The sequence below is a fragment of the Tepidibacillus sp. LV47 genome (assembly GCF_048381575.1).
In the GTDB taxonomy this organism is placed as follows: Bacteria; Bacillota; Bacilli; order Tepidibacillales; family Tepidibacillaceae; genus Tepidibacillus.
Genome location: NZ_JBLWIF010000001.1, coordinates 541,491 through 563,234 on the forward strand (window position 1 = coordinate 541,491; position 21,744 = coordinate 563,234).

Annotated in this window: 23 protein-coding genes and 1 pseudogene; 5 read left to right on the top strand and 19 right to left on the bottom strand. The window is 36.4% G+C overall.

Annotation, left to right across the window (positions count from 1 at the left end; all coding sequences use genetic code 11):
- The first annotated feature begins 31 nt into the window (after positions 1-31).
- Positions 32-631, top strand: a complete 600-nt coding sequence (locus ACMW72_RS02665; RefSeq protein ID WP_418367272.1) for a YitT family protein — start codon at positions 32-34, stop codon at positions 629-631.
- A 59-nt stretch (positions 632-690) separates the two neighbouring features.
- Here the strand turns inward: ACMW72_RS02665 and ACMW72_RS02670 are convergent, their stop codons facing one another.
- Complete coding sequence (locus tag ACMW72_RS02670) at positions 691-1,323, bottom strand: ferredoxin-thioredoxin reductase catalytic domain-containing protein (RefSeq protein ID WP_418367273.1); 633 nt, start codon at positions 1,321-1,323, stop codon at positions 691-693.
- Between the two features lie 198 nt (positions 1,324-1,521).
- Here ACMW72_RS02670 and ACMW72_RS02675 point away from each other — a divergent pair, with 198 nt between their 5' ends.
- A complete protein-coding gene (locus ACMW72_RS02675; protein WP_418367274.1) occupies positions 1,522-1,839 on the top strand; it encodes a hypothetical protein in 318 nt (105 codons plus the stop codon).
- Here the strand turns inward: ACMW72_RS02675 and lipA are convergent.
- The 7 genes from lipA to ACMW72_RS02710 form a co-directional block, all read right to left on the bottom strand.
- Positions 1,836-2,729, bottom strand: a complete 894-nt coding sequence (lipA, locus tag ACMW72_RS02680; RefSeq protein ID WP_418367275.1) for a lipoyl synthase — start codon at positions 2,727-2,729, stop codon at positions 1,836-1,838. The genes ACMW72_RS02675 and lipA overlap by 4 nt on opposite strands.
- A gap of 35 nt (positions 2,730-2,764) precedes the next feature.
- A complete protein-coding gene (locus ACMW72_RS02685; protein WP_418367276.1) occupies positions 2,765-3,598 on the bottom strand; it encodes a lipoate--protein ligase family protein in 834 nt (277 codons plus the stop codon).
- A gap of 293 nt (positions 3,599-3,891) precedes the next feature.
- Positions 3,892-4,254: a hypothetical protein gene (locus ACMW72_RS02690; protein ID WP_418367277.1), complete on the bottom strand. Its 363-nt coding sequence runs from the start codon at positions 4,252-4,254 to the stop codon at positions 3,892-3,894.
- Positions 4,255-4,362: 108 nt separating this feature from the next.
- Complete coding sequence (locus ACMW72_RS02695) at positions 4,363-4,671, bottom strand: SHOCT domain-containing protein (RefSeq protein ID WP_418367278.1); 309 nt, start codon at positions 4,669-4,671, stop codon at positions 4,363-4,365.
- 121 nt (positions 4,672-4,792) lie between these two features.
- Positions 4,793-5,692, bottom strand: coding sequence for an NrfD/PsrC family molybdoenzyme membrane anchor subunit (nrfD, locus tag ACMW72_RS02700; protein ID WP_418367279.1), 900 nt, complete (start codon positions 5,690-5,692; stop codon positions 4,793-4,795).
- A gap of 6 nt (positions 5,693-5,698) precedes the next feature.
- Positions 5,699-6,238 carry a 4Fe-4S dicluster domain-containing protein gene (locus ACMW72_RS02705; protein ID WP_418367280.1) on the bottom strand — a complete coding sequence of 180 codons (540 nt, stop codon included), beginning with the start codon at positions 6,236-6,238 and terminating at the stop codon, positions 5,699-5,701.
- Positions 6,239-8,413, bottom strand: coding sequence for a molybdopterin-dependent oxidoreductase (locus ACMW72_RS02710; RefSeq protein WP_418367281.1), 2,175 nt, complete (start codon positions 8,411-8,413; stop codon positions 6,239-6,241).
- A gap of 357 nt (positions 8,414-8,770) precedes the next feature.
- On the opposite strand from ACMW72_RS02710, the gene ACMW72_RS02715 reads away from it, so the two are divergent.
- Positions 8,771-9,652 carry a LysR substrate-binding domain-containing protein gene (locus ACMW72_RS02715; protein ID WP_418367282.1) on the top strand — a complete coding sequence of 294 codons (882 nt, stop codon included), beginning with the start codon at positions 8,771-8,773 and terminating at the stop codon, positions 9,650-9,652.
- Between the two features lie 155 nt (positions 9,653-9,807).
- Here ACMW72_RS02715 and ACMW72_RS02720 read toward each other — a convergent pair whose 3' ends face one another.
- The 5 genes from ACMW72_RS02720 to ACMW72_RS02740 all read right to left on the bottom strand — a co-directional run bounded on the left by ACMW72_RS02720 (position 9,808) and on the right by ACMW72_RS02740 (position 15,338).
- Entirely contained in the window at positions 9,808-10,995 is a 1,188-nt protein-coding gene (locus ACMW72_RS02720; RefSeq protein WP_418367283.1) for an MFS transporter, read from the bottom strand.
- A 213-nt stretch (positions 10,996-11,208) separates the two neighbouring features.
- Positions 11,209-11,451, bottom strand: a complete 243-nt coding sequence (locus tag ACMW72_RS02725) for a YlbG family protein (RefSeq protein ID WP_418367284.1) — start codon at positions 11,449-11,451, stop codon at positions 11,209-11,211.
- Between the two features lie 55 nt (positions 11,452-11,506).
- Positions 11,507-11,962: a YlbF family regulator gene (locus tag ACMW72_RS02730; protein WP_418367285.1), complete on the bottom strand. Its 456-nt coding sequence runs from the start codon at positions 11,960-11,962 to the stop codon at positions 11,507-11,509.
- A gap of 51 nt (positions 11,963-12,013) precedes the next feature.
- Entirely contained in the window at positions 12,014-13,654 is a 1,641-nt protein-coding gene (locus ACMW72_RS02735; RefSeq protein ID WP_418367286.1) for a helicase-associated domain-containing protein, read from the bottom strand.
- 10 nt (positions 13,655-13,664) lie between these two features.
- On the bottom strand, positions 13,665-15,338 hold the full coding sequence (locus tag ACMW72_RS02740) for a DNA repair helicase XPB (RefSeq protein WP_418367287.1): 1,674 nt from the start codon (positions 15,336-15,338) through the stop codon (positions 13,665-13,667).
- Between the two features lie 148 nt (positions 15,339-15,486).
- Here ACMW72_RS02740 and ACMW72_RS02745 point away from each other — a divergent pair, with 148 nt between their 5' ends.
- On the top strand, positions 15,487-16,887 hold the full coding sequence (locus tag ACMW72_RS02745) for a hypothetical protein (protein ID WP_418367288.1): 1,401 nt from the start codon (positions 15,487-15,489) through the stop codon (positions 16,885-16,887).
- Between the two features lie 31 nt (positions 16,888-16,918).
- On the opposite strand, the gene ACMW72_RS02750 is transcribed toward ACMW72_RS02745, so the two are convergent.
- From ACMW72_RS02750 to ACMW72_RS02775, 6 genes and pseudogenes are all read right to left on the bottom strand, one after another.
- Complete coding sequence (locus ACMW72_RS02750) at positions 16,919-17,833, bottom strand: cation diffusion facilitator family transporter (protein WP_418367289.1); 915 nt, start codon at positions 17,831-17,833, stop codon at positions 16,919-16,921.
- The gene (locus ACMW72_RS02755; RefSeq protein ID WP_418367290.1) at positions 17,826-18,053 is read right to left on the bottom strand and encodes a hypothetical protein; all 228 of its coding nucleotides are present in this window, start codon (positions 18,051-18,053) and stop codon (positions 17,826-17,828) included. The genes ACMW72_RS02750 and ACMW72_RS02755 overlap by 8 nt, the downstream gene beginning before the upstream one ends.
- Before the next feature lie 81 nt (positions 18,054-18,134).
- Positions 18,135-18,614: pseudogene (locus ACMW72_RS02760) on the bottom strand (thermonuclease family protein); the annotation flags it as partial.
- Between the two features lie 42 nt (positions 18,615-18,656).
- Positions 18,657-19,469 carry a YitT family protein gene (locus ACMW72_RS02765; protein WP_418367291.1) on the bottom strand — a complete coding sequence of 271 codons (813 nt, stop codon included), beginning with the start codon at positions 19,467-19,469 and terminating at the stop codon, positions 18,657-18,659.
- On the bottom strand, positions 19,454-19,879 hold the full coding sequence (locus ACMW72_RS02770; RefSeq protein WP_418367292.1) for a hypothetical protein: 426 nt from the start codon (positions 19,877-19,879) through the stop codon (positions 19,454-19,456). Before ACMW72_RS02770 ends, ACMW72_RS02765 begins: the two co-directional genes overlap by 16 nt.
- A gap of 150 nt (positions 19,880-20,029) precedes the next feature.
- Complete coding sequence (locus ACMW72_RS02775) at positions 20,030-20,458, bottom strand: CBS domain-containing protein (protein WP_418367293.1); 429 nt, start codon at positions 20,456-20,458, stop codon at positions 20,030-20,032.
- A 157-nt stretch (positions 20,459-20,615) separates the two neighbouring features.
- Here ACMW72_RS02775 and ftsW point away from each other — a divergent pair, with 157 nt between their 5' ends.
- Complete coding sequence (gene ftsW, locus ACMW72_RS02780) at positions 20,616-21,722, top strand: putative lipid II flippase FtsW (protein ID WP_418367294.1); 1,107 nt, start codon at positions 20,616-20,618, stop codon at positions 21,720-21,722.
- Positions 21,723-21,744 lie beyond the last annotated feature (22 nt).

Consider the following 21,744-nt stretch of genomic DNA (forward strand, 5'->3'; position numbering starts at 1 on the left):
TTGGTTAAAAAGTGACAAGGAGAAGATCAATATGCTCTCTTTACATAAAGGGTTGTTAATTATTGTAGGCAGTTTCATCCTAGCCATTGGCATTAACTTCTTTCTTGTACCTTATCACATATTAGACGGGGGAGTTATCGGACTCGCTTTGGTTGTCAATTACCTAACAGGTTTCAAAGTAGGTTTGATGATCATCCTTTTAAGTTTTCCCATCTATTTATTAGCTTGGTTTAAATCAAGAGCATTCTTTTACAATAGTCTACATGGACTACTCATCTCTTCCTTTTTTATTGATATAGTCTATCCATACACATATTATTTTCATTATTATATCCATATTACACCGCTAGAAAGTTCCATTATAGGCGGATTATTAGTAGGTATTGGCATCGGTATCATGTTACGAGCTGGAGCAAGTACAGGTGGACTCGATTTATTGGCTCAATTTTTGGCAAAACGTTTTTCGTTCAATGTAGGTATGATCATTTTTTGTATGGATGCAACAATTATTTCAATTGGCGGATTATTCATTGCAAAAAATAATTTACTCTTATCTTTTATAACCGTACTATCTGTTGGTATTGCTACAACTCTAATCACTTGGAAGAATAATAAGCAGCATTCTTCATAGAATTGAGGGAATTCATAAAAAATAATATCCACCAACCTGGTGGATATTATGTTTCACGTTCATTTTTGAATGGTTACAAGATAATAATCTTCTTTTATCTCATAATGAGCTGTAATGTCTTTAATTTTGCAATACCCCACAATATTCTTTGCTGATTGCTCTCTTTCAACAATCATTTGAAAGGTTCCATTAAATTGATTAAGTGCTTGTTTTAACTGATGTACAGGATCAGGTACATCCATTCCTCGATAATCATCCTTAGGGACATTTCGAGTATCTACAATATTCCCTTGTATATGTAACGGGATTCGATACTCCTTCATAATTCTTTTCTCTTGTTCCTTCCATTCATCAGCTGTTAAATCGGCGCGACCAAAGAGATTGCAATGGCAAGTTCCATGAACTTCAATATCATGAGCAGCATACGTACATGGACAAGTTAACTGACGGTCGATTTTTTTATCCCCTGTTGCTTCAAAACAGGGACAAATCCTTTGGCCATAGATTTCTTCGTTTTCAGCTAACCAGATTTTTAAATTCGTCAAGTACATTTTATGAGGATTGACGGATAAACCTTTAACCTCTGCGTATTTGTTAATCCACTGATCTGCTTTTTTGATCTTATCTCGGTATTTAATATATCCACCAATAAAATCTTTGTACATGCGAAGATTTGCTTTCAGTTTTCCCATATGTTTCACCTCCTTTCTAACAGACAGCTAAAATTCTAGCAAAATAAAAAATACCCCGCAAGGTATTTTTTTTAACCCTTTTGCAATTTTTTGGGTCGTACTCCCTTCTGGAAAAATATTAAGAGCACCAGTTTTGGTGCTCTTTACCAAATTAAATTCATATAATGATAATGATACTACAGGATTGGAAGGATAAAAATGAATTCTCCTATTATTCTCATGATCGTGACGTTAACCATTTCTCTGGTCTTATTTTTCCTAGCTCTACTACTGCCCCGATTCATTGGTCAGATGATTCGCTTGCCCAAATTACAAACCCCAGCAGTTTTAATTTACAAAGGGATACGTTATAGCGATAAAGGTTTCTATTTATATATTCTGATCTTCGAGCTTCCTACTGGAAAACGATTAACTTTTCATGTGAAAGAAAACCAATTCATTAATTCCCAATTAGGAGATCATGGTATTCTCATTTATCGAGGCGATCAATTCCTCAAATTTAAAATAAAGTATTAACAAAAACAAGATTGGTCCGTTTTTTTCGCTTGAGCAACCTGCTCATCTGCATGATAGGAAGAACGAACAAGTGGGCCTGATTCACAATGTTTAAAACCTTTGCTTAAAGCAATCTCCTTTAACTCAGCAAACTCATCAGGATGATAGTATTTTTCTACTTTTAAGTGTTCCTTTGTCGGTGCAAGATATTGTCCAATGGTTAAAATATCTACATAGTTGGCACGGAGATCATCCATTGCTTCTAAAATCTCTTCTTTGGTTTCTCCCAAGCCAACCATAATACCGGATTTCGTTGGAATGTCTGGTTGTAGCTCCTTCGCTCTTCGTAAAAACTCAAGGGATCGCTCATATTTTGCTTTTGCTCTTACTCGATCTGATAAGCGTCTTACCGTTTCAATATTATGGTTCAAAATATCCGGACGAGCATCCATCAATATTTTAAGGTTTTCATATACTCCTCCTAAATCTGAAGGTAATACCTCTATTGTCGTTAATGGATTTAAACGACGGATTGCGCGAATAGTTTCCGCAAAAATGAACGCTCCCCCATCTTTTAAATCATCCCTTGCCACAGAAGTGACAACGACATGTTGAAGTCCCATTTGCTTAACAGATTCGGCAACACGCATAGGTTCTTGCAAATCCAGTTCCGTTGGCATACCTGTTTTTACAGCGCAAAAACGGCACGCTCTTGTACAAATATCGCCAAGAATCATAAAAGTTGCCGTTTTTCGTACTGCCCAACATTCATGGAGATTAGGGCATCGTGCTTCTTCACATACAGTATGTAATTTTTTTTCTCGAATCATTTTCTTAAGACCGCGATAGTTTTCATTTGTATTTAATTTAATCTTTAGCCATTCATGTGGCTTGCGTTCTGTTTTTGCCATTCTCTAATCACTCCGTTTCTTTTGGCGTACTATTTCTAACGGCTCAATGTCCAAGCATCATTTTCATATTTATTCTTTGCTAGTTGTTCCACATATTGTATCTCATCTTTCGTCAATGTATAAGGTTCTAATTGAATGTTTAGTCCTTGTTCAAAACCTTTTTTAAAAGCTTCTCTGACCTCTTCTAATGTGACCTTTCGTTTAGCAACCTCTTGAATAGTTACAGCTTTATTCGCAAAATTGCGTTGCATCCGCCTCCGAACTTGTTCATTGGGATAAAGAAATAAGTCAAATAGTTTGTCTTCATCCAGATCAATGAGGATCGATCCGTGCTGAAGAATGACACCTTTTTGCCTTGTCTGAGCACTCCCTGCTACCTTTTTCCCTTCTAGAACCAGCTCATACCATGAAGGGGCATCAAAACAAACAGATGATCTTGGTCTCTTTAGATTTTCTTTTTCTTCCTCGGTTTCTGGTATGGAAAAATAAGCATTTAGCCCTAATTCTTGAAAACCGTATAATAGTCCTTTACTAATCTCACGATAAGCCTCGGTCACTGTTTTTGGCATTTTCGGATGGTCTTCTGATACAATCACACTATAGGTTAACTCCTGATCATGAAGAACAGCTCTCCCTCCAGTTAAACGACGAACAAGTCCAAGTCCGTGTTCCTTTACTTTCTCTATATTGATCTCCTGATATATCTTTTGAAAATATCCGATCGATAGCGTCGCAGGGTCCCATCCATAGAATCGAATTGTAGGTGGAAATAATTTTTGACTATGCCACTCCAACAACGCTTCATCTAACGCCATATTAAATCCGGGTGTATGGTATTCAAAATCAATAAAGCGCCATATCTCTTTCATGAAGTTCTACTCCTCTATTATAAATATATAATTCATGTTCATTTTAACATAAAAACAAACTCGTTCTATCGTTCTATCATAAAAAACTTCTATCTTTCTTCGCTTTATTACTTTAATGAAGTAACTTCCATTCAGTAAAAAAGAGAGCTATTTTTTAGCTCCCCTTTAAGTCTTATATTTAGTATTCGTCAGGTTCAGTAACTTTTGTTAAAAGTTCCATTGGATTTTCTTGTTCAGGGTGAATCTTGATTTTTTGATGAAAAAAGTATGCCTAGAGAGAGGATGTATAAGAATTAAAAATCAGGAAAGGCTTCGCTGATTTTACGAACTGTAGTCGCAATAGACTGAACATCAAAAGGATTAAGTGTGTCCATCATATCCAAAGCTTTATCATTTGTAAACAATGATAATTCATCAATGGCATAGGTTTCTTTTACATCACGCCATTGTAATTTATATCCCTTATCACATTTAATAATGAAAATATTCATATCTTTATCCTTCGCTAATACTCTTGCCTCGATGGAATTAGGGGTTTGGCCTTTAATTTCGATCGTGACTGGCCACTCATCCTCGTATTCGTAAACAGGTGTTCCCGCTTCTTCCATTTTCTTTAACCATGATTCGCTTGCTTGACATCTTGCTTCTAAGATCATTTTTTGCCTCCTGCTAAATCGTAATATGGTTATTATAGCTCATTTTACCATAAGATTACGCAAGTAAAGATTAACGAAAAAACCCCAATAACACATTGGGGTTCACTATTACTCATTCTTAATAATTTCTTTCATCTTCTTATATTCTTCTTCGGTGATTTCACCTTTCGCAAAGCGTGCTTTCAAAATTTCGAGTGCTTCTTGGTTTGGGCTTTTTGGTTGAACGGGATCACTATAATATTCATTGTAATGATGATTACGGTGATAACAATTCCCCATGAAATATCTTCTTCTACGGAATAGGAACATTAGAATCACGACAAGGATGATAATCCCGATCATCCATAAAAAACCATACCCACCATAATAACCCATTCCATAACCAAATCCTCTTCCTGGTCCAAAACCACCAAACATATTTTTCCCTCCTTATAATGATGTTTACAACTTATAGTATAGACTTTAAATTTAAAGAACTTGTGAAGATGACAAAAAAAACGCCTTGATGTTATACATCAAAGCGTCGATGGATATCCCTTTAAAAGAGAGTGATTGTCATTGCTGCGGCCAAAACTAAATAGCGGAGAATAAAACCACCGATTAGAACAGCTGACTCTGTAATCAATGTCGGTACAAAACTTGGATTAGAGGAAGTGGCTGATATTTCAAGATATTTTGGTTTTGTTGCTAAACCATGTTGATAAATTTCTACCCCTTCGATGAGGAATGGAATGACTAACCCTACTACAATTAAACCGATCCAAAATAAGCTAGAGTATTCCCCGACTAAAAGAGACATCACCGATTGGTAGGCTACTTCATTTGCACTTCCTGTAATATATAGCATGATAAAAATAAGTAACAACTCAATCCCGATCAATGAGACATGAATTTTTTTCACTGTAAGAAGGTTATAACAAGCTTGGCGATTAAAGAATGTTGACACCAAGACTGTTGCCGCAATACCTGTAGAAAGGGCAGAAACGATGAACAAAACAGGCAATATCGATGTATTCCATAGTGGAATCGACTTTACAACGCCAATCAATAATCCTGTATAAGCAGCAGTTCCTATTGCGAAGATGACGCCAAGTCTTGTAATCCAGCGATTCACGCTTTTCCCTAGATATTCCATAACCCCTTGATATGTGTTAAGGATCAAAAAGATAGAGATAATATAAGTTCCGACAGTCATCATTGATGTAGGAAAATTCTTCAATAGATAGATGAAACGAAGAGGATGCTTTAATCCCGCTTCGGCATCAAAAACGAGAAGCAATGTGCCGATCGCAAGTAGCGGTGGTGCTAAGAAATATCCTGTTTTTCGAATGGTTTGTGCAAACGGAAACTTTTTACCGACATAAGTCGCGGTGAGATAAGCCCCTGCACTTACGCCAGCTAAAAATAAATACCATGCAATAATCGCTCCCCAAGCCATCTTGAATCACCTCACATAATAAATTTTAGGTTTTGTTCCTAAATCAGCGCGTAAAGGTACAGCTTTGCGTTTGATGATTTCTCTTGATATTTCACTATTTGTATCATCTAAATCTCCAAAAATTCTTGCATTGCCAACACATGTAGCAACACAAATCGGTTCTCTTCCCGCTTCAACTTCTTCTACACAGAATCTGCATTTTTCAACGACGCCCGTTTTATGATTGGGTACTCTAGCTTGATATGGACAAGAAACGACACAGTATTTACAACCAATACATTTGTTTTCATCAACGAGGACAATTCCATCTTTCGTTTTATAGGTCGCACCTGTAGGACAGTTTGCCATACATGGTGGATTCTCACAATGTTGACATTGTACCGGTAATATCTGAATATTTACATTTGGAAACGTCCCTGTCTCTTTTTCATAGAAACGAATAAATGCTTCTTCTGGTGGCAATCCATTTTGCATCTGACAGGCAACTCGGCAGCCAAAACATTCAACACATCTTTTAGTATCAATCAGCATTCCATAACGTGCCATCTAGACCCCCACCTTTCTGATTTTTACGATACATTCATGGATCATTGGAGTTCCGCCGATGGGATCCATATGGAAAGGAAGGTGATCCAAGTAGCTAAAACCAACACCATTTGCGTTAGTTAGATATTTTGAGAATCTTCCATATCCAGATGGAACGAATACACATTCTGGATGAATCCGATCCGTCACTTTAATTCTAATTTTACTTTTTGTAAGTTCAGAAATCACTTCTACTAAATCCCCATCTTTTAAACCCATTTGATTCGCACGAGTTCGATTGATCCAAAGACGTTCTGAGTTATACTCTTTTGTAATCTGTAATAAATAAGGTATATTCACTGTAAAAGTATGAGAATGATAACTTTGTTTACCTGTGATCAGACGGAATGAATTCGAATCAGGTTTTACCAATGGTTCCATCCATTGTACCACTGGAGAAAAACCTGCTTTCTTGAAACTTTCATTATAAAATTCAACTTTTCCTGATGCAGTTTTGAGTTTAGGTACAACCCCTAATTCAACAGGATCATCAATAATAATCGTTCCTTTTTTCTTTAATTCTGATAGGGTAATTCCTAGAGGAGCAATCATCGCTTGATTTAATTGATCTACAGAGAAATTAAAATAATCACCTAAGCCCATTTCCTTTGCGATTTCTGTAAAAATGCGATCAGCAGGCACTGTATTTGCATGAACCTTTTCAATTACTTTCTGACGTATAGAGATCGCTGGTTTGACGCCAGGAATAACTTCAATCACATCATCTCGTTCTAAATAAGTAGGTTCTGGAAGTACATAATCAGCAATTGAAGCAGTTTCAGACATTTGAATATCAATAACCACCATTAATTCTAAACTCTTCAATCCTTCGATCATATATTTAGGGTTGGCATAATTACGGACAGGATTGGTTTGAATAATCAGCGCTGCTTTTACGATTCCCTCTTTTGCCTTTTGAGGGATAATAGCTGCAACACCAGTATGAGGTGAAACTAATGGGTATTCTGCGTCCACCCTAGGAATCGTTGCTTCAGGTGGTTCTGGATGGATGGACTCATCTAATTTACCTAACTTCGGGGATTTTCCAAATATATAGCCACCTTTTTGCTGAATATTCCCTAATAAGGCATTAAATAATGCAACCGCACGACCTGTCTCAGCACCATTCGCATATGTAGAACCAAAAGCGCCACGCCAAGATTGTTCAATCATCGCTTTTGGTTTTACTTTTGCCATATCGCGGGCAATACGAATGATCGTTTCTTTTGGTATACCGGTAATTTTTTCTGCCCATTCAGGCGTATACTTCACAATGGTCTTTTTATACTCTTCAAATCCAACGGAATAATTCGCAATAAATTCTTTGTCATAAAGCTCTTCTGTGACTAATACATTAGACATAGCCAGAACCAATGCCAAATCTGTGCCTGGCCGAATGGGTAACCATTCATCAGCAAGAGGAGCCGTATTGTTTAATCTTGGATCTACGATGACAACATGTGCTCCATTTTCCTTTGCTTTTACTAAGGCTTGCACAGATGCTGGCCTTACTCCATCACCATAACTCCGACCAATGAAGACAATATATTTCGAGTTCGCCACATCACCACTTGGTACTCCTCCAATTGTATGATTAAATCCTGTGTCTCGAGCATTAGAGCATACCGTTTCATGGCCAAAATAATTGGATGAACCTATTGCATTTAAGAAACGGTGACCGTAAAACTTCCCTGTTGGTCGTGGATCATTGATGAACACAAAAGATCCTGGGCCATTTTTTTCAATAATTTGTTTTAATTTTGTTCCAATTTCTTTATAAGCCTGTTCCCAAGTAATAGGTTCATATTTACCTTCTGCTATTTTTTTCATCGGTTGTGTTAAACGATCTGATGAATAAGGAATACTCGCTAGTGCATGGCCTCTAGCACAAACTTTTCCTTTTCCAAAAGGATGATCAGGTTGACCAGATACTTTCCATATCCTCCCGTTTTTTACATGAACAAGCAATCCACATTTACTTGAACATGCATTGCAGAAAGAAGGAGTAACCGTGATGTTTTCTTTTTCTTCAGCATAAGATTTTTGCCAACTTTTGAATTCAAAAGTCCCTAAAGAAACTAAAGCAGTTGTCGCCGCGGTGGCTTTTAGGAACGTCCTTCGAGATACTTGAGCCATAGATCCCCCTCCTTATGGATTAAAAATAAAATGATGAAGATTTGATGAAAACTTTTTGAAATATTTGTGAACAATTGAACAAATTATTGTAAAAAAAAATGATCTCTCACGCTCCTCTTCTTAATATAAATATAAATAATCAGATAATATATAAAAAATATAATAAATTACTTATTTTAATTGTATGTTAATTCAACTTGTTGGTGGAAATGAAACATTTTTATACCCCCTATAACAAATCTTTTGAATGTGTTAAAATAAAATAGAATTCAGTTAATTTATGCAAAGAATTTCACATTTTACTAGAAACAGTGGATTTAGTAACAGATTTTAGAAAAATTATAGGAGGATCCTTCTATGCACATCTCAAACTTGGAGGTTTTTCTCCTTGCTGCTGAATTAAAGAGTTTATCGAAAGCAGCTAAAATATTACATCTGACTCAACCTGCTGTCAGTAACAAAATTCAAATGATTGAAGAGCAATTAAATATCTCTTTGTTTGAACGTTCTCCTAATGGAGTAACCCTTACAGAAGCAGGCCAAACATTTTACCAATATGCCAAAGATATCTTACATGTCTATCGAGAAATGGTAGAGAACTTACATAAGCTGGAACATGGAAACCAAAAAATTATCATTGGAGCAGAATCGGTAATTGGAAGTTATTTTATCCCTTGTAAAATTACCCACTTTCGTGAAAAGTTCCCTTCTATTGATATAAAAATCTTGACATTAGACCGTCCTACTCTACTTGAGCAATTAAAAAACGGGGATATCCACATCGGCTGTATCGACGGAACTCTCCCTAATGATTCTTCTTTCCACAGCGAGTTAATCTCTACAGATACAATTTATATAGCCGTTCCTAACCACGAAAAATGGAGTAATATAGAAGAATTAACGATTGAAGAGCTGTATCAACTTCCCATTATCTTACCTGATGAAAAAATGGGACTTCGCCAATCAATTGAAGAAACCTTTCAAAAACAAGGGATTGATATGAATCGATTACATGTGGCAGCGGAAATCAGTAGTGTTAGCGCAATTAAATCCTTAGTCGAATCAGGGTTTGGCGTTTCCTTTCTTTGTGATATCGCCATACGAAAAGAGAAACTTTCTGGAAGTATGAAGTTATTAAAAATCAGTTCCTTACCCCTTCAATTGAACTATCACATCGTTTATCAGCCTGATAAAATCGATCATGTAACAAAACAGTTGATTCACTATTTACTTTCATAAACAGAAAAAAGGTTTGAATATACAATCAACCCTTCGAGAAATAGAAAAATTTGCAAAAAAATCCCCCCTACTCAAGTTAAATAATTTGAGTAGGGGGTTTAAATGGAAAAGGAGTTTTTTGCATAATCTATCAAGGTAATGTTAAGAAAGCAAACTTAATTGGAAGTTTGTAACGCTTTGATTCTTTTATTCACGGCTATGTGTGTCCAGATTCCATTTAATAGTAAAAGAATTGCCGTTACAAAAAATACACCATTTAAGCCAATATGCCCTGCTAAAAACCCTCCGGTGATCGGTCCTATCATATTTCCCAGGAAAGTGGCACTATTGCTATATCCAAAGGTAGTGCTCTCCAATCCTTTTGGCGCAAACCGGTGGGTTAAGGCGTTAACAGATGGGAGTAACCCACCAACGGTTAATCCTAATAAAAATCTCCAAAGTAGTAATTGCCAAATATTCGTTGAGAATCCTTGAGGTAAAAAGAGTAATGCTGCCCCAATCATGGTATAGAAGAGTACCTTTTGGGGACCAATTTTGTCACCAAGTTTCCCCAATCTAGGTGCTGCCATCATTTCGGCAAAACCGGCCATCGCTGCGACTAACCCTGCAAAGAAGGATACTCTACCACCTGGTGGATCTAATTGTTGAACAAATAAGGGTAAAACTGGATTTACATTTAGCGTCGCAAACTGAATCATAAAAGCAACAACAAATAATTGGATCAATGGTTGAGTTCCCACAATTAATTTAAAATCCTTCACAAAGTTTCCTGACTCTTCGGTCTCCCTTGGCGTAAAATCTTCCTTCACCATAAATAAAACAATAATCGCTGCGATAAGAATCAATACGCCCGTATAAAAGAAAATATGACGAAACCCAATGTAATCGGCCAAAAATCCGCCTAAAAATGGCCCAATAATCGATCCTGCCACAGCACCTGAGCGCAGCATTCCCAGCGCATACCCTACTCTCTCTTTCGGTGTATTGGTTGCTACCAAAGTAATGGCAGCTGGATTGAAACCTGCAATCATCCCATTTAAAAGCCGAAGTAATAGAAGATGATAAACATTCGTTGCTAAACCCATTAATGAGATGACGATTGACATCCCAAAACCAGAGCGAAGAATCATGATTTTACGTCCATATTTATCCGACAATTTTCCCCATAAAGGCGAAAAGAGAAATGCAGTTAAAAAATTTGCACCAAAAATCAACCCTGACCACATTGCCACTTGCTCTTCCGACTGTATCCCCATGTCTTGGTGAATATATAAAGGTAAAAAGGGCATGATCGAACTCATCGCTGCCATTAGTAAGAACACCGCACCCCATAAAATATACAAGTTTCTCCTCCAAAGTTGCATAACAAAGACCCCTTATTCTTTATTGATCATTTATTGAGTATATAGTAAATTATTACTTTACTCATTAATTAGAGATAGTTCTATTATATATTTCGAGAAACGAAAATTAAAGTAGTTAAATAATATGGACAAAAGAAAAACTTCTATCAACTCGAAGGCAATCGAGTTGATAGAAGTAAAAAATAACCAGATTTAAGCATTCCGAGAAAAATCCATTTGAACAATCTCTGAACGATAAGAGCGTTCTACTTTCTCAACAAATGGAAGTCGTTGTAAATACGACATGGTTTTTCTTAAATCTTTCTCATTGATATATAATATCACATATTTTAACCTTCTAGAAATGAAATGAATATTGCCGATTCGTTCTAAGTTTCTTGCTGCTCGTAAGTCATTTATCCAGACCACTAAACCTGTTCGTTTTGGTATCATCATGATCTTCTCCTTTTTTTAACCATTACCATTATACTACCATGATTTTTGCGAATATTCAAGAAACCTTGATGGCACAACTTCTTTGTAGGCTGCAACTTTGGCAGCCGCCTGTTGTACAAGACATTCCTTCATTCTTAAAGAACGGGGCATTCTTAGAAACGATTATAGAGGGCGAAATGGCTTGGGCCAACGTTTTGGCGACAAGATATAATAATTCATCTAATTCTTGTTCTGCTTGTTTAAATTTTTGAACTAATCGGTTTTGATTAATCTCTGCAAGGATTTGATAAACTTTTTTCTTTGCTTCATGGTAGTCAGGATGATATTCTCCATAACGGCTATATTCTTCATATCGCTCTTTCGCTTTCGCAAGTTTTTTCTTTAGCTCATTGACTTGTAAATCTTGCTCGATTGCTTCTTTATATCGTAAATAGTCTCGTATCTCTTCGGATTGAAGGATCATATCGACTAATTTATACGTTTCTGTGATGATTTTATTATCTAAATACACAATATCCCCTCCATTTCTTATTATAGCAGTTTTCACTATCAAAATGTAGTTTTATGGTTTTGTGATGGCAGGGAATGATTCTAATTCTAGTACTAGTTCGTAATCGGGATGCTTAAATAAGATAAATTCATCCTCTTCTTCAAATACATCTGATGTAGAATCTTCCCTATAGATTTCTTTTTCTGTCAAAATCCTTTTTGTCGGAATGTAGCCTAGATCCTTTAATTGTTTGATCGCTTGCTCAAAATGTTTCTCTTTTTTCACGATGAAATGAAGGGGTGTAATTTCATCGATAATCCAATCTTGTAGTTCTTGTTTTAAATGGGAAGCAATCTCTTTATTTTCACATTTTAAAATCCGCACATCATAAAATTGAATGGCACCATAACCCTTCGCCCAATCGATCAAGATTGTTTTCATATTTTGATGAATGGGTATGGCACTGTATCGTTCTAAGAAATCGAGAATCTCTTCAATGCTTTTCCCCATTTCTAATCCTTTGATTAACGAGGCTTTGGTGATCTTATAAAGGCAAAGTTGATCTCTTCTTTCTAAATCTGCAAAATGTTCCAGTTCAAGTCGAAGAGAATAAGCAAGATGACTAGGTACCAAGACCTCGAAATTCGGTTGAACATAAAATTGCTCAATCTCTTCATTGACCTGTTCCTTCATTTTAAGGAAGAGTTCCTTTCGCCAATCTCCAGTATACGTCAAAAATCCTAGTTCTTCCATAGGTTTTAGAACCTCTTGTTCAATTCGATAATAAAAAGATTCATCAATCGATCGATGAAGTTGATTAGATAGTTCCTCAATGAGTTGATGAGCATGAAACCATTTTCCTTTAGACAAAGAGAATAAACGGTGAAAAAAATGATTTATTAATAAGTCGCTTGATTGAAAAGAAAAGCGAATCATCCCCTCAATCAGTTCGTGTCTTGTAAAAGGTGACAATTGTAGCCAATCATGTATTTTCTTTGAATTGATGCTGAATTGATTCTGTTTAAATTGAATTAGCCCTAAACCTTTGGCTAAATAGATCAAAAGAGAGATCGTTTTTGTCAACCCCTCTATTTCATAATGGATTGGGAAATACTCTAATTTCGATTCTTCAAGTTGAATTCGTTTTAATAACTTGTTCAGTTGCTGTTTGTTCAGCTTCCCGATTTCTCCCTCAGGACTTAACAAAAAATATAACCCAGACAAAAATTGATAGAATTCTTCATCGATGTTTTTCCCTTGTTCCTGAAGATGTTCAATAAATTGCACCTTTTTAGATAAAGGATTCAGCCTTTTTGCAAAAATGATTTGGTGAAAAAGTTGAAACAGATCATGAGGAATGGTAAAGCCGATATCCCCATAGTTTCGTTTAAGCTGAAAAAGGAGTCCTTTGGCCATTAATTGATGAATTCCTTTTTCAAATCGATCTCTGTGAATGGAGTCAAATTTTTGGTTTAAACTACGATAAGAAAACATTTGATTTGGGCGATGAATAATAAAAAAATCAATTACTTCTTTTTCTTCTAGTGATAATCCTTGATAAAGTTGTTTTAAGTAATGGACATCTAATAATAAATGAAGTAGGTGATTCAACAATTTAGAAGGGGACTTTTCCTTTGTTCTTATTCCATGTCCCTCTAAAATTTTTTTTAAGGTTGAAGCCTTAAAATGCTCCAGATAATAGATCAACTTCATCTTATATCACCTACAATGGATAATTTTGAATCTCGTATTCGTATCCCTGTTCCAGCAAAAAAAGCTGACGTTTTAATGCATAATCTTGATCAACGGTTTGCTGAGTAATTAAAGAATAAAAATAGGCCTCATTTTCTCCTTTTTTTGGTCTTAAGATTCTTCCGAGTCGTTGAGCTTCTTCTTGTCTAGAGCCGAAGGTTCCAGAGACTTGAATCGCTACTTTAGCATCAGGTAAATCAATGGCAAAATTAGCCACTTTCGAGACAACAAGGACTTTGATTCTACCTGTTCGAAATGCTTGATAGATCTGATCCCGTTCTTGTTGTTTCACTTTTCCTGTAATGAGTGGAGCGTCTAATTCTTGTGCGATCTCTTTTAATTGGTTCAGATATTGGCCAATAATTAAAATGGGATCATTTTGATGTTGTTTCACCAGTTGCTTTACGACCTTGATTTTTAATGGGTTTGTCGATGCTATTTTGTATTTTTGTTTTTTTGGTGCCTCGATATATTGCCTTTGCCACTTCTTTGGTAAAGGAATTTGGATATCAGTACATTTCGCTTTTGCAATCCATCCGCGATCTTCCATTTGTAACCATGGAACTTCATATTTTTTTGGCCCGATTAAAGAAAACACCTCATCTTCTTTGCCATCTTCACGTACCAATGTTGCCGTTAAACCTAATCGTCTTTTGGCTTGGATATTGGCTGTATAACGAAATATCGGGGCAGGCAATAAATGAACTTCATCATAAATGATTAACCCCCAATTTCGTTGTTGAAATAACTTCATATGTTCAAATTCCAATTCAGCTTTTGATCGGTAAGTTAATATTTGATAAGTGGCAACAGTGACGGGTTTTACCTCTTTTTTTTGTCCACTATATTCGCCAATCATCTCCTCTGTTAAAGAAGTCTTATCGATCAATTCATCAATCCATTGGCGCACTGATGAGGTATTCGTTGTAAGAATTAATGTTTCTGCTTGTAAAAGTTCCATGATTCCTATACCTACGATGGTTTTCCCTGATCCACAAGGTAAAACGATTACTCCGCTTCCACCAGTGACTGCACCTTTCTCATAAAAAATATCGATGGCTTTTCTTTGGTAATCTCGTAGTTGGAAACTTTTCCCTGATTTCGTTTTTGCAAGTAGGGAAAATGATAGATATTCTCCCTCTTGATAACCAGCTAAATCTCTTACAGGATAACCCAGCTTGATCAGCTCTTGTTTAAGAAATCCTCGATCGTGTTCATCAATGACGACAGTATGTTCATTTAATCGCTCTCTAAAGTAGGGTTGTAAAGAAGCAAACGAGAGAAATTCATCGAGTACTTTTGGATCTTTACTCTTACAGTGAATTTGATTTCCTTCCCGTTCAAAAGAAAGAATTCCATAACGTTCCATATAAAGACGAATTTCATCTTTAATGAAAGTAGGGACATGAAACTTACTATATTGATCTAATATCCCAATCACTTGTTTCCATGAATAACCATTTGCTGCTGCATTCCACAAAGTAACAGGGGTCATTCGATAGATGTGAAAATATCCTGGGCTTTTAAGCAGTTCAGCAAAGGGGGAGATTTCTTCCCTCGCTTTTTTAAATTTGGGGTGATTCACTTCAAGAAGTAATGTTCGATCGTTTTGGATCATGATCGGTCGGTCCATTGATTGTTTCATAGGAATTCTTCCTCTCTATCCATGTGCAACCTAACAATCACTATTTTTTAGGATAAGCAGTTAAAGCCTGCTTTATTCTTCACCCAAATTTATGTTCCTGCATAAAGTAAAGTAAGGCATTAGCCTAGTAAAAAGGAGGAGGCTTCCTATGGAAATTCAATTGTCGGCTATCCATTGGGTCTATCTTATCTTTATCTTTCTTATCATTGGTGTGATGGTAATGAGGAAGGATACGACCCTTGTTAGCATTCTTGGCATCTTAACCATCAGTATGTTGGTAACGAAATCAATACCAAGTTCAATTCTCTCTTTATTTAATAGTTTGATCTTTGCGATCAAAGAGTTATTAGGAACGATCCTGATCATTAGCTTAATCGTAGCGATGAGTAAAGTGTTAACCCATTCAGGTATCAATGAATTGATGGTTCGTCCTATAACTCGCATGATCAAATCTCCATTGATCGCATATTGGGTCATCGGAATTGCGATGATGATCATTTCGTGGTTCTTTTGGCCTTCTCCTGCGGTTGCGTTAATCGGTGCTGTCTTTCTTCCTGTAGCTGTTCGTGTTGGTCTACCCGCATTAGGTGTTGCAATGGCCATGAACCTTTTTGGGCATGGTATTGCCTTATCAGGGGATTTTGTGATCCAAGGAGCACCAACGATTACTTCTGGTGCAGCTGGTATTCCAGTTGGTAATGTAGTATCTGCCAGTATTCCATTAGTAATGGTAATGGGAATTGTAACCACGGCAGTTGCTTTTTATTTCTTACACCGCGACCTAAAAAATGGAACTCTAAATGTTACAAGTAATCAATTGGCTGAAATTGAAACACAGGAAGTGAAGATCAACTCATTTGATAAAAGAAAATATAAACTGATTTTAGCATTCTTAATTCCTTTTCTTTTTCTCTTGGACGTGGTAGGGATGTTCGCCTTAAATCTAACTGGTGGAGACGCAACTGCATTAGTTGGTGGAACGGCAATCCTCATTCTCATTTTAACCAGTTTGCTTCATCATAGAAAAAACCGTATGGGTAGAATAACGGAGTATATAGTCGAAGGTTTTCAATTCGGTTTTAAAGTGTTTGGCCCTGTCATTCCCATCGCTGCATTCTTTTATCTAGGGGATGCAGGAATTCTTACTATTCTTGGAAAACACGCTCTTCCTCAAGGATCAAATGGCATTGTCAATGATTTAGGTGTGGCTCTTGCTTCTGTTGTTCCTCTAACAAAACATATCGCAGCAGTAACCTTAGCAATTGTTGGTTCAATTACAGGCTTAGATGGTTCTGGTTTTTCTGGTATTTCTCTAGCTGGATCAGTGGCCAAATTATTTGGTTCTGCCATACATGTGGACACGGCCACTCTTACGGCTTTAGGACAAATCGCAGGGATCTGGGTTGGTGGTGGAACGCTAATTCCTTGGGCTTTAATCCCGGCCGCAGCGATCACTGGGGTTGATCCATTTGAATTGGCTAGGCGGAATCTGATTCCTGTCACAATCGGCTTAGTGGTTACAACGATTGTAGCTATGTTCTTATTATGAATCAAAAAACCGACTCAACTAGAGTCGGTTTTTAATTACAATGTAATGGTTTATGGTTCGTTTTTGAATTTTCAATTTGGATAGTTGTATGTTCAATCTGAAATTTATCCTTCAATAAATCAATGGAAGACTGCAAAATACATATTTGGTCTTCTCCATCTTCAATCACCAAATGGCAACTTAAAGAATCTTTTCCTGATGAAATAGACCAAATATGAAGATCATGGACTCCTATCACCCCTTTTAATCCCATTAACGCTTGTTTAATTTGTTCATAGTTTATATTGCTTGGGGTTCCTTCCATGAGAATATTCACAGAATCCTTCAGTACTCTCCAAGCACTAACGAGAATTAAAACGGAAACAAGCACACTGATGATAGGATCAGCATGATACCACTTAAACCATCTCATGAGCAAACCGGCAACAATGACACCAATTGAACCTAACGCATCGCCAACAACATGCAGGTATGCACTTTTAAGATTTAAGTTTTTCTCATGTTCCCCTCTCATTAAAATAAAAGCACTTGCCAAATTGGCCACTAGCCCAATGATTGCAACAATCATCATCAGTTCACTATTCACTTTAGGCGGAGTGATGATTCTTTGGATCGCTTCAACAAAAATATATATAGCAATCACAAACAGGGTAATCCCATTTATAAGTGCCGCTAGTATTTCAAAACGATAATATCCATAAGTCTTTGATGGTGATGGTGGTTTTTTCGCAAAGTAAACGGCAACAAGACTTAGAACTAATGCCCCAGCATCTGAAAGCATGTGTCCTGCATCAGACAATAATGCCAAACTATTGGTGATCCATCCGCCAATCAATTCTATGATCATAAAACCAAAGGTGATGAAAACGGCGGTGGCTAATACCTTTTGGTTTTGGTTTGTATATTTGTGATGATGATGACCGTGATGGTCATGATGGTTACTCATCTTCTTCATCTTCCTCATCATAAGTCACATAAGTGATTTTCACATTCATACTTTCTAACAAACGAATTACTTCGTCATTTAGCTTTGGATCATGAAGAAGACCAATTTGTTCAACAAGTTCTAATTCCTCCAAGTCACCATTTTCTGCATCTTCAATCAGTTCAATCATATCTGTTAAGTCTCTCATCTCTAATTCTTTTATGATTTCTTCTTTTGTCATGATTTCAACTCCTTTGTAGCGTCATGATTTTCTTTCCTACAATATGTATTCTCCATTGTCTTTGTATGTCCTTTTTCACTCTGACCATATTCCTATTTTATTTTCCCTTGCCTTTTTTTGGATCTCCCGAAAACGATCAATGTATTTTACATTAGGCGGAAAAACAACAACTTGGGCTAGACCTTTTTCTAAGAGAAGCTCATTTAACATCTTTCCATCAGGTAAATAAACATAGGCAAGTAAACGTCCGTATTTATCTCTTTCTTGAACATCAAATTCTAATCCTACTGTCTGATTTTTGAGTTTCTCTTTGGTAAATTGGGAGGCTTCTTTTCCAAATGGCTCCACAGGTTTTTGCGGATGAACCGTTTCCGGGGTGTCGATCAATAATAGACGAACTCTTTCTTCTTTTCCTTCTACTTTCGCAACAAACGTATCGCCATCAACCACCCGAATCACTTTGGCTTGAATCAGTTGAGGAGACTGTATAGCAAATTGACAACCAAATAAAATCAAAGATAATAGGATGATCATGAAAAACAATCTATTACTTTTTCTCATTTTGATCCTCTACCCTTTTCTTAATATTTTTTTTATTTTTGATCATAATGATCTTCGAAAAGCCCCTAATACCTCAACGGTTTCTGTAATGTTGACAAACGCATGGGGGTCAACTTCAAAGATATAAGGTTTGATTAAAATCAAATCATAACGTGTGATCACAGTAAAGAGAATTTTTCGTTTTTCCTTAGTATATGCTCCTTCACCATCAACAATCGTAATCCCTCTTACAATATGTTCCATTAACATGTTTTTCATTTCTTCTCCACGACTCGTAATAATCATTAAAGTAAGTTTCACATGACGGGTATGTATCGCATCAATCACTCTTCCGGATGTATAAATCGATAACATCGTATAAAGGGCTAAATCAAAATTAAATAGAAAACCAGAGACAAGTACAACAACTGCATTCATCCCAAAAATAATAGCTCCCAATGGGAGATCCCGCTTTCTTGTAAGTAACAATCCTATAATATCAAATCCACCCGTTGAACCACCAACTCGAAAAATCAAACCAATACCCATACCACTAATGACTCCACCAAAAACAGACGATAATATGGGATCAATGACGATTGCTTTTTGGGGTATGTAATGCATGGCCAATGAAGTGATACTAACCGAAAATAGACTATAAATGATAAACCTTTTTCCTATTTTAAGAAATCCTAGAATCAAAATCGGGATATTTAATAGAAAAATGACAGTTCCAGTATTAAGTGGAGTTAACAGTCCAATGATCATTGCAATCCCTGTTATTCCTCCACTTAAAACCTTATGAGGCAATAAGAAAAGATTATAGGAAACAGCAATCAATACAGATGAAAAGAAAATGGTTATGATTCGAAGCATGAAAAACCACCTGATTCATTGACACTTGAAGTTAATTTTCCCCTCTCATTTTGAGGAAATACATAAGATTTAAACACCTGTTCACTTTCTGCTTGTAAGAGATAATTCATAAATCGGTGTGTATAGATAAAGCCCCGAAACTTCGATTCAACGATTCGAACGGTGGGTTTTTGTTCTTCTCTAATAATCATACCACCTAATCGTTTCATTTGTCGTTTAACTTCAACCAGATCTTTTTCGATGAGCCATTGTACTTGACTTAACAATTCATCGTAAGCTCGTGCCAGTTTAAACGAAGATTGTTTTCCAATCTTTCGATCATATTGTAATACTTTTAATAAGATATGATAAACCACATATTTTTTTACTAAGTTTGAGAATTCTTGATATTCTTTGGGATACATCAGCATTTCATGTCCCTCCAATCGATTGGTGTTCTACAATCTTATTATATACAAACATACGTTCGTTTTAAAGTGGATAAAAATAGGTTTGTATATTCCAGCTGGAATATACAAACCTACACCTTCGTATCACTGACTTGTATGATTCTTTTTTATTTATTTTCCTTCGTTTGCCGGCTCAGAAATTTTGCTTAATGCTTGTCCTGCTTCATCAGCCGATTCATTTCTTACGGCTAAGTCACCAATGGAAACAATACCAACAAGTTTACCATTTTCAACAACTGGTAAACGACGAATTTGTTTTTCTGCCATAAGTCTCGCTGCTTCATCAACAGACATATCAGGGGTCCCAATGACAACATCTTTTGTCATCAACCCCTCAATAGCAGTAGAACCAGAACGTTTTTGTGCATATCCGCGAAGGACAAGATCCCGGTCAGTAATCATTCCGATCACATTTTGCCCTTCAACAACTGGAATGGCACCTACATTGTATTTCTCCATTTTTTCTGCCACTTCAAAAGCATTATCTTGAAGTGAAACAGTTGCCACATCTGTAGTCATAATATCGCGTAAAGTGGTCATTACATTCCCTCCTTTTCTTTTTTTATCTTTTCCCCAAATGGCCAAAAACCATTCATTATTTTATTTACTAAAACATACTAGAAAAAATATGAATTAGCAGGAATAATCGAATTTGAAATTGAAATATATTGATGAGATGAAAGAAAGGAGAGACAGCATGAAACCCAGACGTGGGACACCAGATTTTTTATTACTTTTTCTCACCCTTGGTATGGTGGGGTTTGGCATTGTGATGGTTTTTAGTGCGAGTTTCACCATTTCTTATTGGAACATGGGTAATCGCTTTTTTTTTACTGAGCGACAACTTTTATGGGCGGGAATTGGTTTTATTACCATGTCCATCGCGATGAATATACCGTTTCGCTTTTATAAAGAAAAATTTGTTTACTTCCTTCTTGGATCTATTTTTCTTTTGGCGTTAGTATTTGTTCCTGGAATAGGTCAAATACGAAATGGGGCACGTAGTTGGATTGGAATTGGTTCTTTTACCATTCAACCCTCCGAATTTGCTAAATTAGGTTTGATTGTATATCTAGCAGGGCTTATGGCCAAAAAAGGAGAGAAAATACGCTCATTTAAACACGGATTACTTCCTTCACTAATTGTAACGTTATTCATTTTTGGGTTGATTGCCTTGCAGCCTGATTTAGGAACGGGAGTAATTCTTGTAGTGACTGCTGGAGTTATGATCATCGCTGCAGGAGCCAATCTTAAACATATTTTGTATTTAGGTCTTGTTGGAATAGTTGCGCTGACCCCATTTGTAATCGCAAAAAGTTACCGTATTAGCCGATTTACTTCATACATGGATCCATGGAAAGATCCATGGGGAAGTGGTTACCAATTAATTCAATCCTTAATTGCTATAGGTAATGGCGGCATATTTGGGACAGGATTTGGCAAAGGAATTCAAAAGTTTTTCTATCTTCCTTATCCCCAATCTGATTTTATCTTTTCTGTCATGGGAGAAGAATTAGGACTTATTGGTGTTACACTTTTTTTGCTCATTTACCTCTTATTATTATGGCGAGCATTGGTTGTATCATTGCGAACAAAAGATCCTTTTGGTGCCTTGGTTGGAGTTGGAATCGTGACATTATTAGGGATTCAAGCATTTATTAATATTGGTGGAGTAACAGGGGCAATCCCAATTACAGGGGTACCCTTACCCTTTATTAGTGCAGGGGGATCAGCATTGATTATGTCAATGACTGCTATAGGAATTGTTCTAAGTTTATCGAGGGAAAATAATAAAAACATATAAAAATATCGCCTGGGTTTTCCCA

Excerpts from the sequence above, each read along its gene's own strand:
- ACMW72_RS02665 (WP_418367272.1), top strand. The coding sequence starts at position 32 with ATGCTCTCTTTACATAAAGGGTTGTTAATTATTGTAGGCAGTTTCATC.
- ACMW72_RS02670 (WP_418367273.1), bottom strand. The coding sequence starts at position 1,323 with ATGGGAAAACTGAAAGCAAATCTTCGCATGTACAAAGATTTTATTGGT.
- ACMW72_RS02675 (WP_418367274.1), top strand. The coding sequence starts at position 1,522 with ATGAATTCTCCTATTATTCTCATGATCGTGACGTTAACCATTTCTCTG.
- lipA (WP_418367275.1), bottom strand. The coding sequence starts at position 2,729 with ATGGCAAAAACAGAACGCAAGCCACATGAATGGCTAAAGATTAAATTA.
- ACMW72_RS02685 (WP_418367276.1), bottom strand. The coding sequence starts at position 3,598 with ATGAAAGAGATATGGCGCTTTATTGATTTTGAATACCATACACCCGGA.
- ACMW72_RS02690 (WP_418367277.1), bottom strand. The coding sequence starts at position 4,254 with ATGATCTTAGAAGCAAGATGTCAAGCAAGCGAATCATGGTTAAAGAAA.
- ACMW72_RS02695 (WP_418367278.1), bottom strand. The coding sequence starts at position 4,671 with ATGTTTGGTGGTTTTGGACCAGGAAGAGGATTTGGTTATGGAATGGGT.
- nrfD (WP_418367279.1), bottom strand. The coding sequence starts at position 5,692 with ATGGCTTGGGGAGCGATTATTGCATGGTATTTATTTTTAGCTGGCGTA.
- ACMW72_RS02705 (WP_418367280.1), bottom strand. The coding sequence starts at position 6,238 with ATGGCACGTTATGGAATGCTGATTGATACTAAAAGATGTGTTGAATGT.
- ACMW72_RS02710 (WP_418367281.1), bottom strand. The coding sequence starts at position 8,413 with ATGGCTCAAGTATCTCGAAGGACGTTCCTAAAAGCCACCGCGGCGACA.
- ACMW72_RS02715 (WP_418367282.1), top strand. The coding sequence starts at position 8,771 with ATGCACATCTCAAACTTGGAGGTTTTTCTCCTTGCTGCTGAATTAAAG.
- ACMW72_RS02725 (WP_418367284.1), bottom strand. The coding sequence starts at position 11,451 with ATGATGATACCAAAACGAACAGGTTTAGTGGTCTGGATAAATGACTTA.
- ACMW72_RS02735 (WP_418367286.1), bottom strand. The coding sequence starts at position 13,654 with ATGAAGTTGATCTATTATCTGGAGCATTTTAAGGCTTCAACCTTAAAA.
- ACMW72_RS02740 (WP_418367287.1), bottom strand. The coding sequence starts at position 15,338 with ATGAAACAATCAATGGACCGACCGATCATGATCCAAAACGATCGAACA.
- ACMW72_RS02745 (WP_418367288.1), top strand. The coding sequence starts at position 15,487 with ATGGAAATTCAATTGTCGGCTATCCATTGGGTCTATCTTATCTTTATC.
- ACMW72_RS02750 (WP_418367289.1), bottom strand. The coding sequence starts at position 17,833 with ATGAGTAACCATCATGACCATCACGGTCATCATCATCACAAATATACA.
- ACMW72_RS02755 (WP_418367290.1), bottom strand. The coding sequence starts at position 18,053 with ATGACAAAAGAAGAAATCATAAAAGAATTAGAGATGAGAGACTTAACA.
- ACMW72_RS02765 (WP_418367291.1), bottom strand. The coding sequence starts at position 19,469 with ATGCTTCGAATCATAACCATTTTCTTTTCATCTGTATTGATTGCTGTT.
- ACMW72_RS02770 (WP_418367292.1), bottom strand. The coding sequence starts at position 19,879 with ATGCTGATGTATCCCAAAGAATATCAAGAATTCTCAAACTTAGTAAAA.
- ACMW72_RS02775 (WP_418367293.1), bottom strand. The coding sequence starts at position 20,458 with ATGACCACTTTACGCGATATTATGACTACAGATGTGGCAACTGTTTCA.
- ftsW (WP_418367294.1), top strand. The coding sequence starts at position 20,616 with ATGAAACCCAGACGTGGGACACCAGATTTTTTATTACTTTTTCTCACC.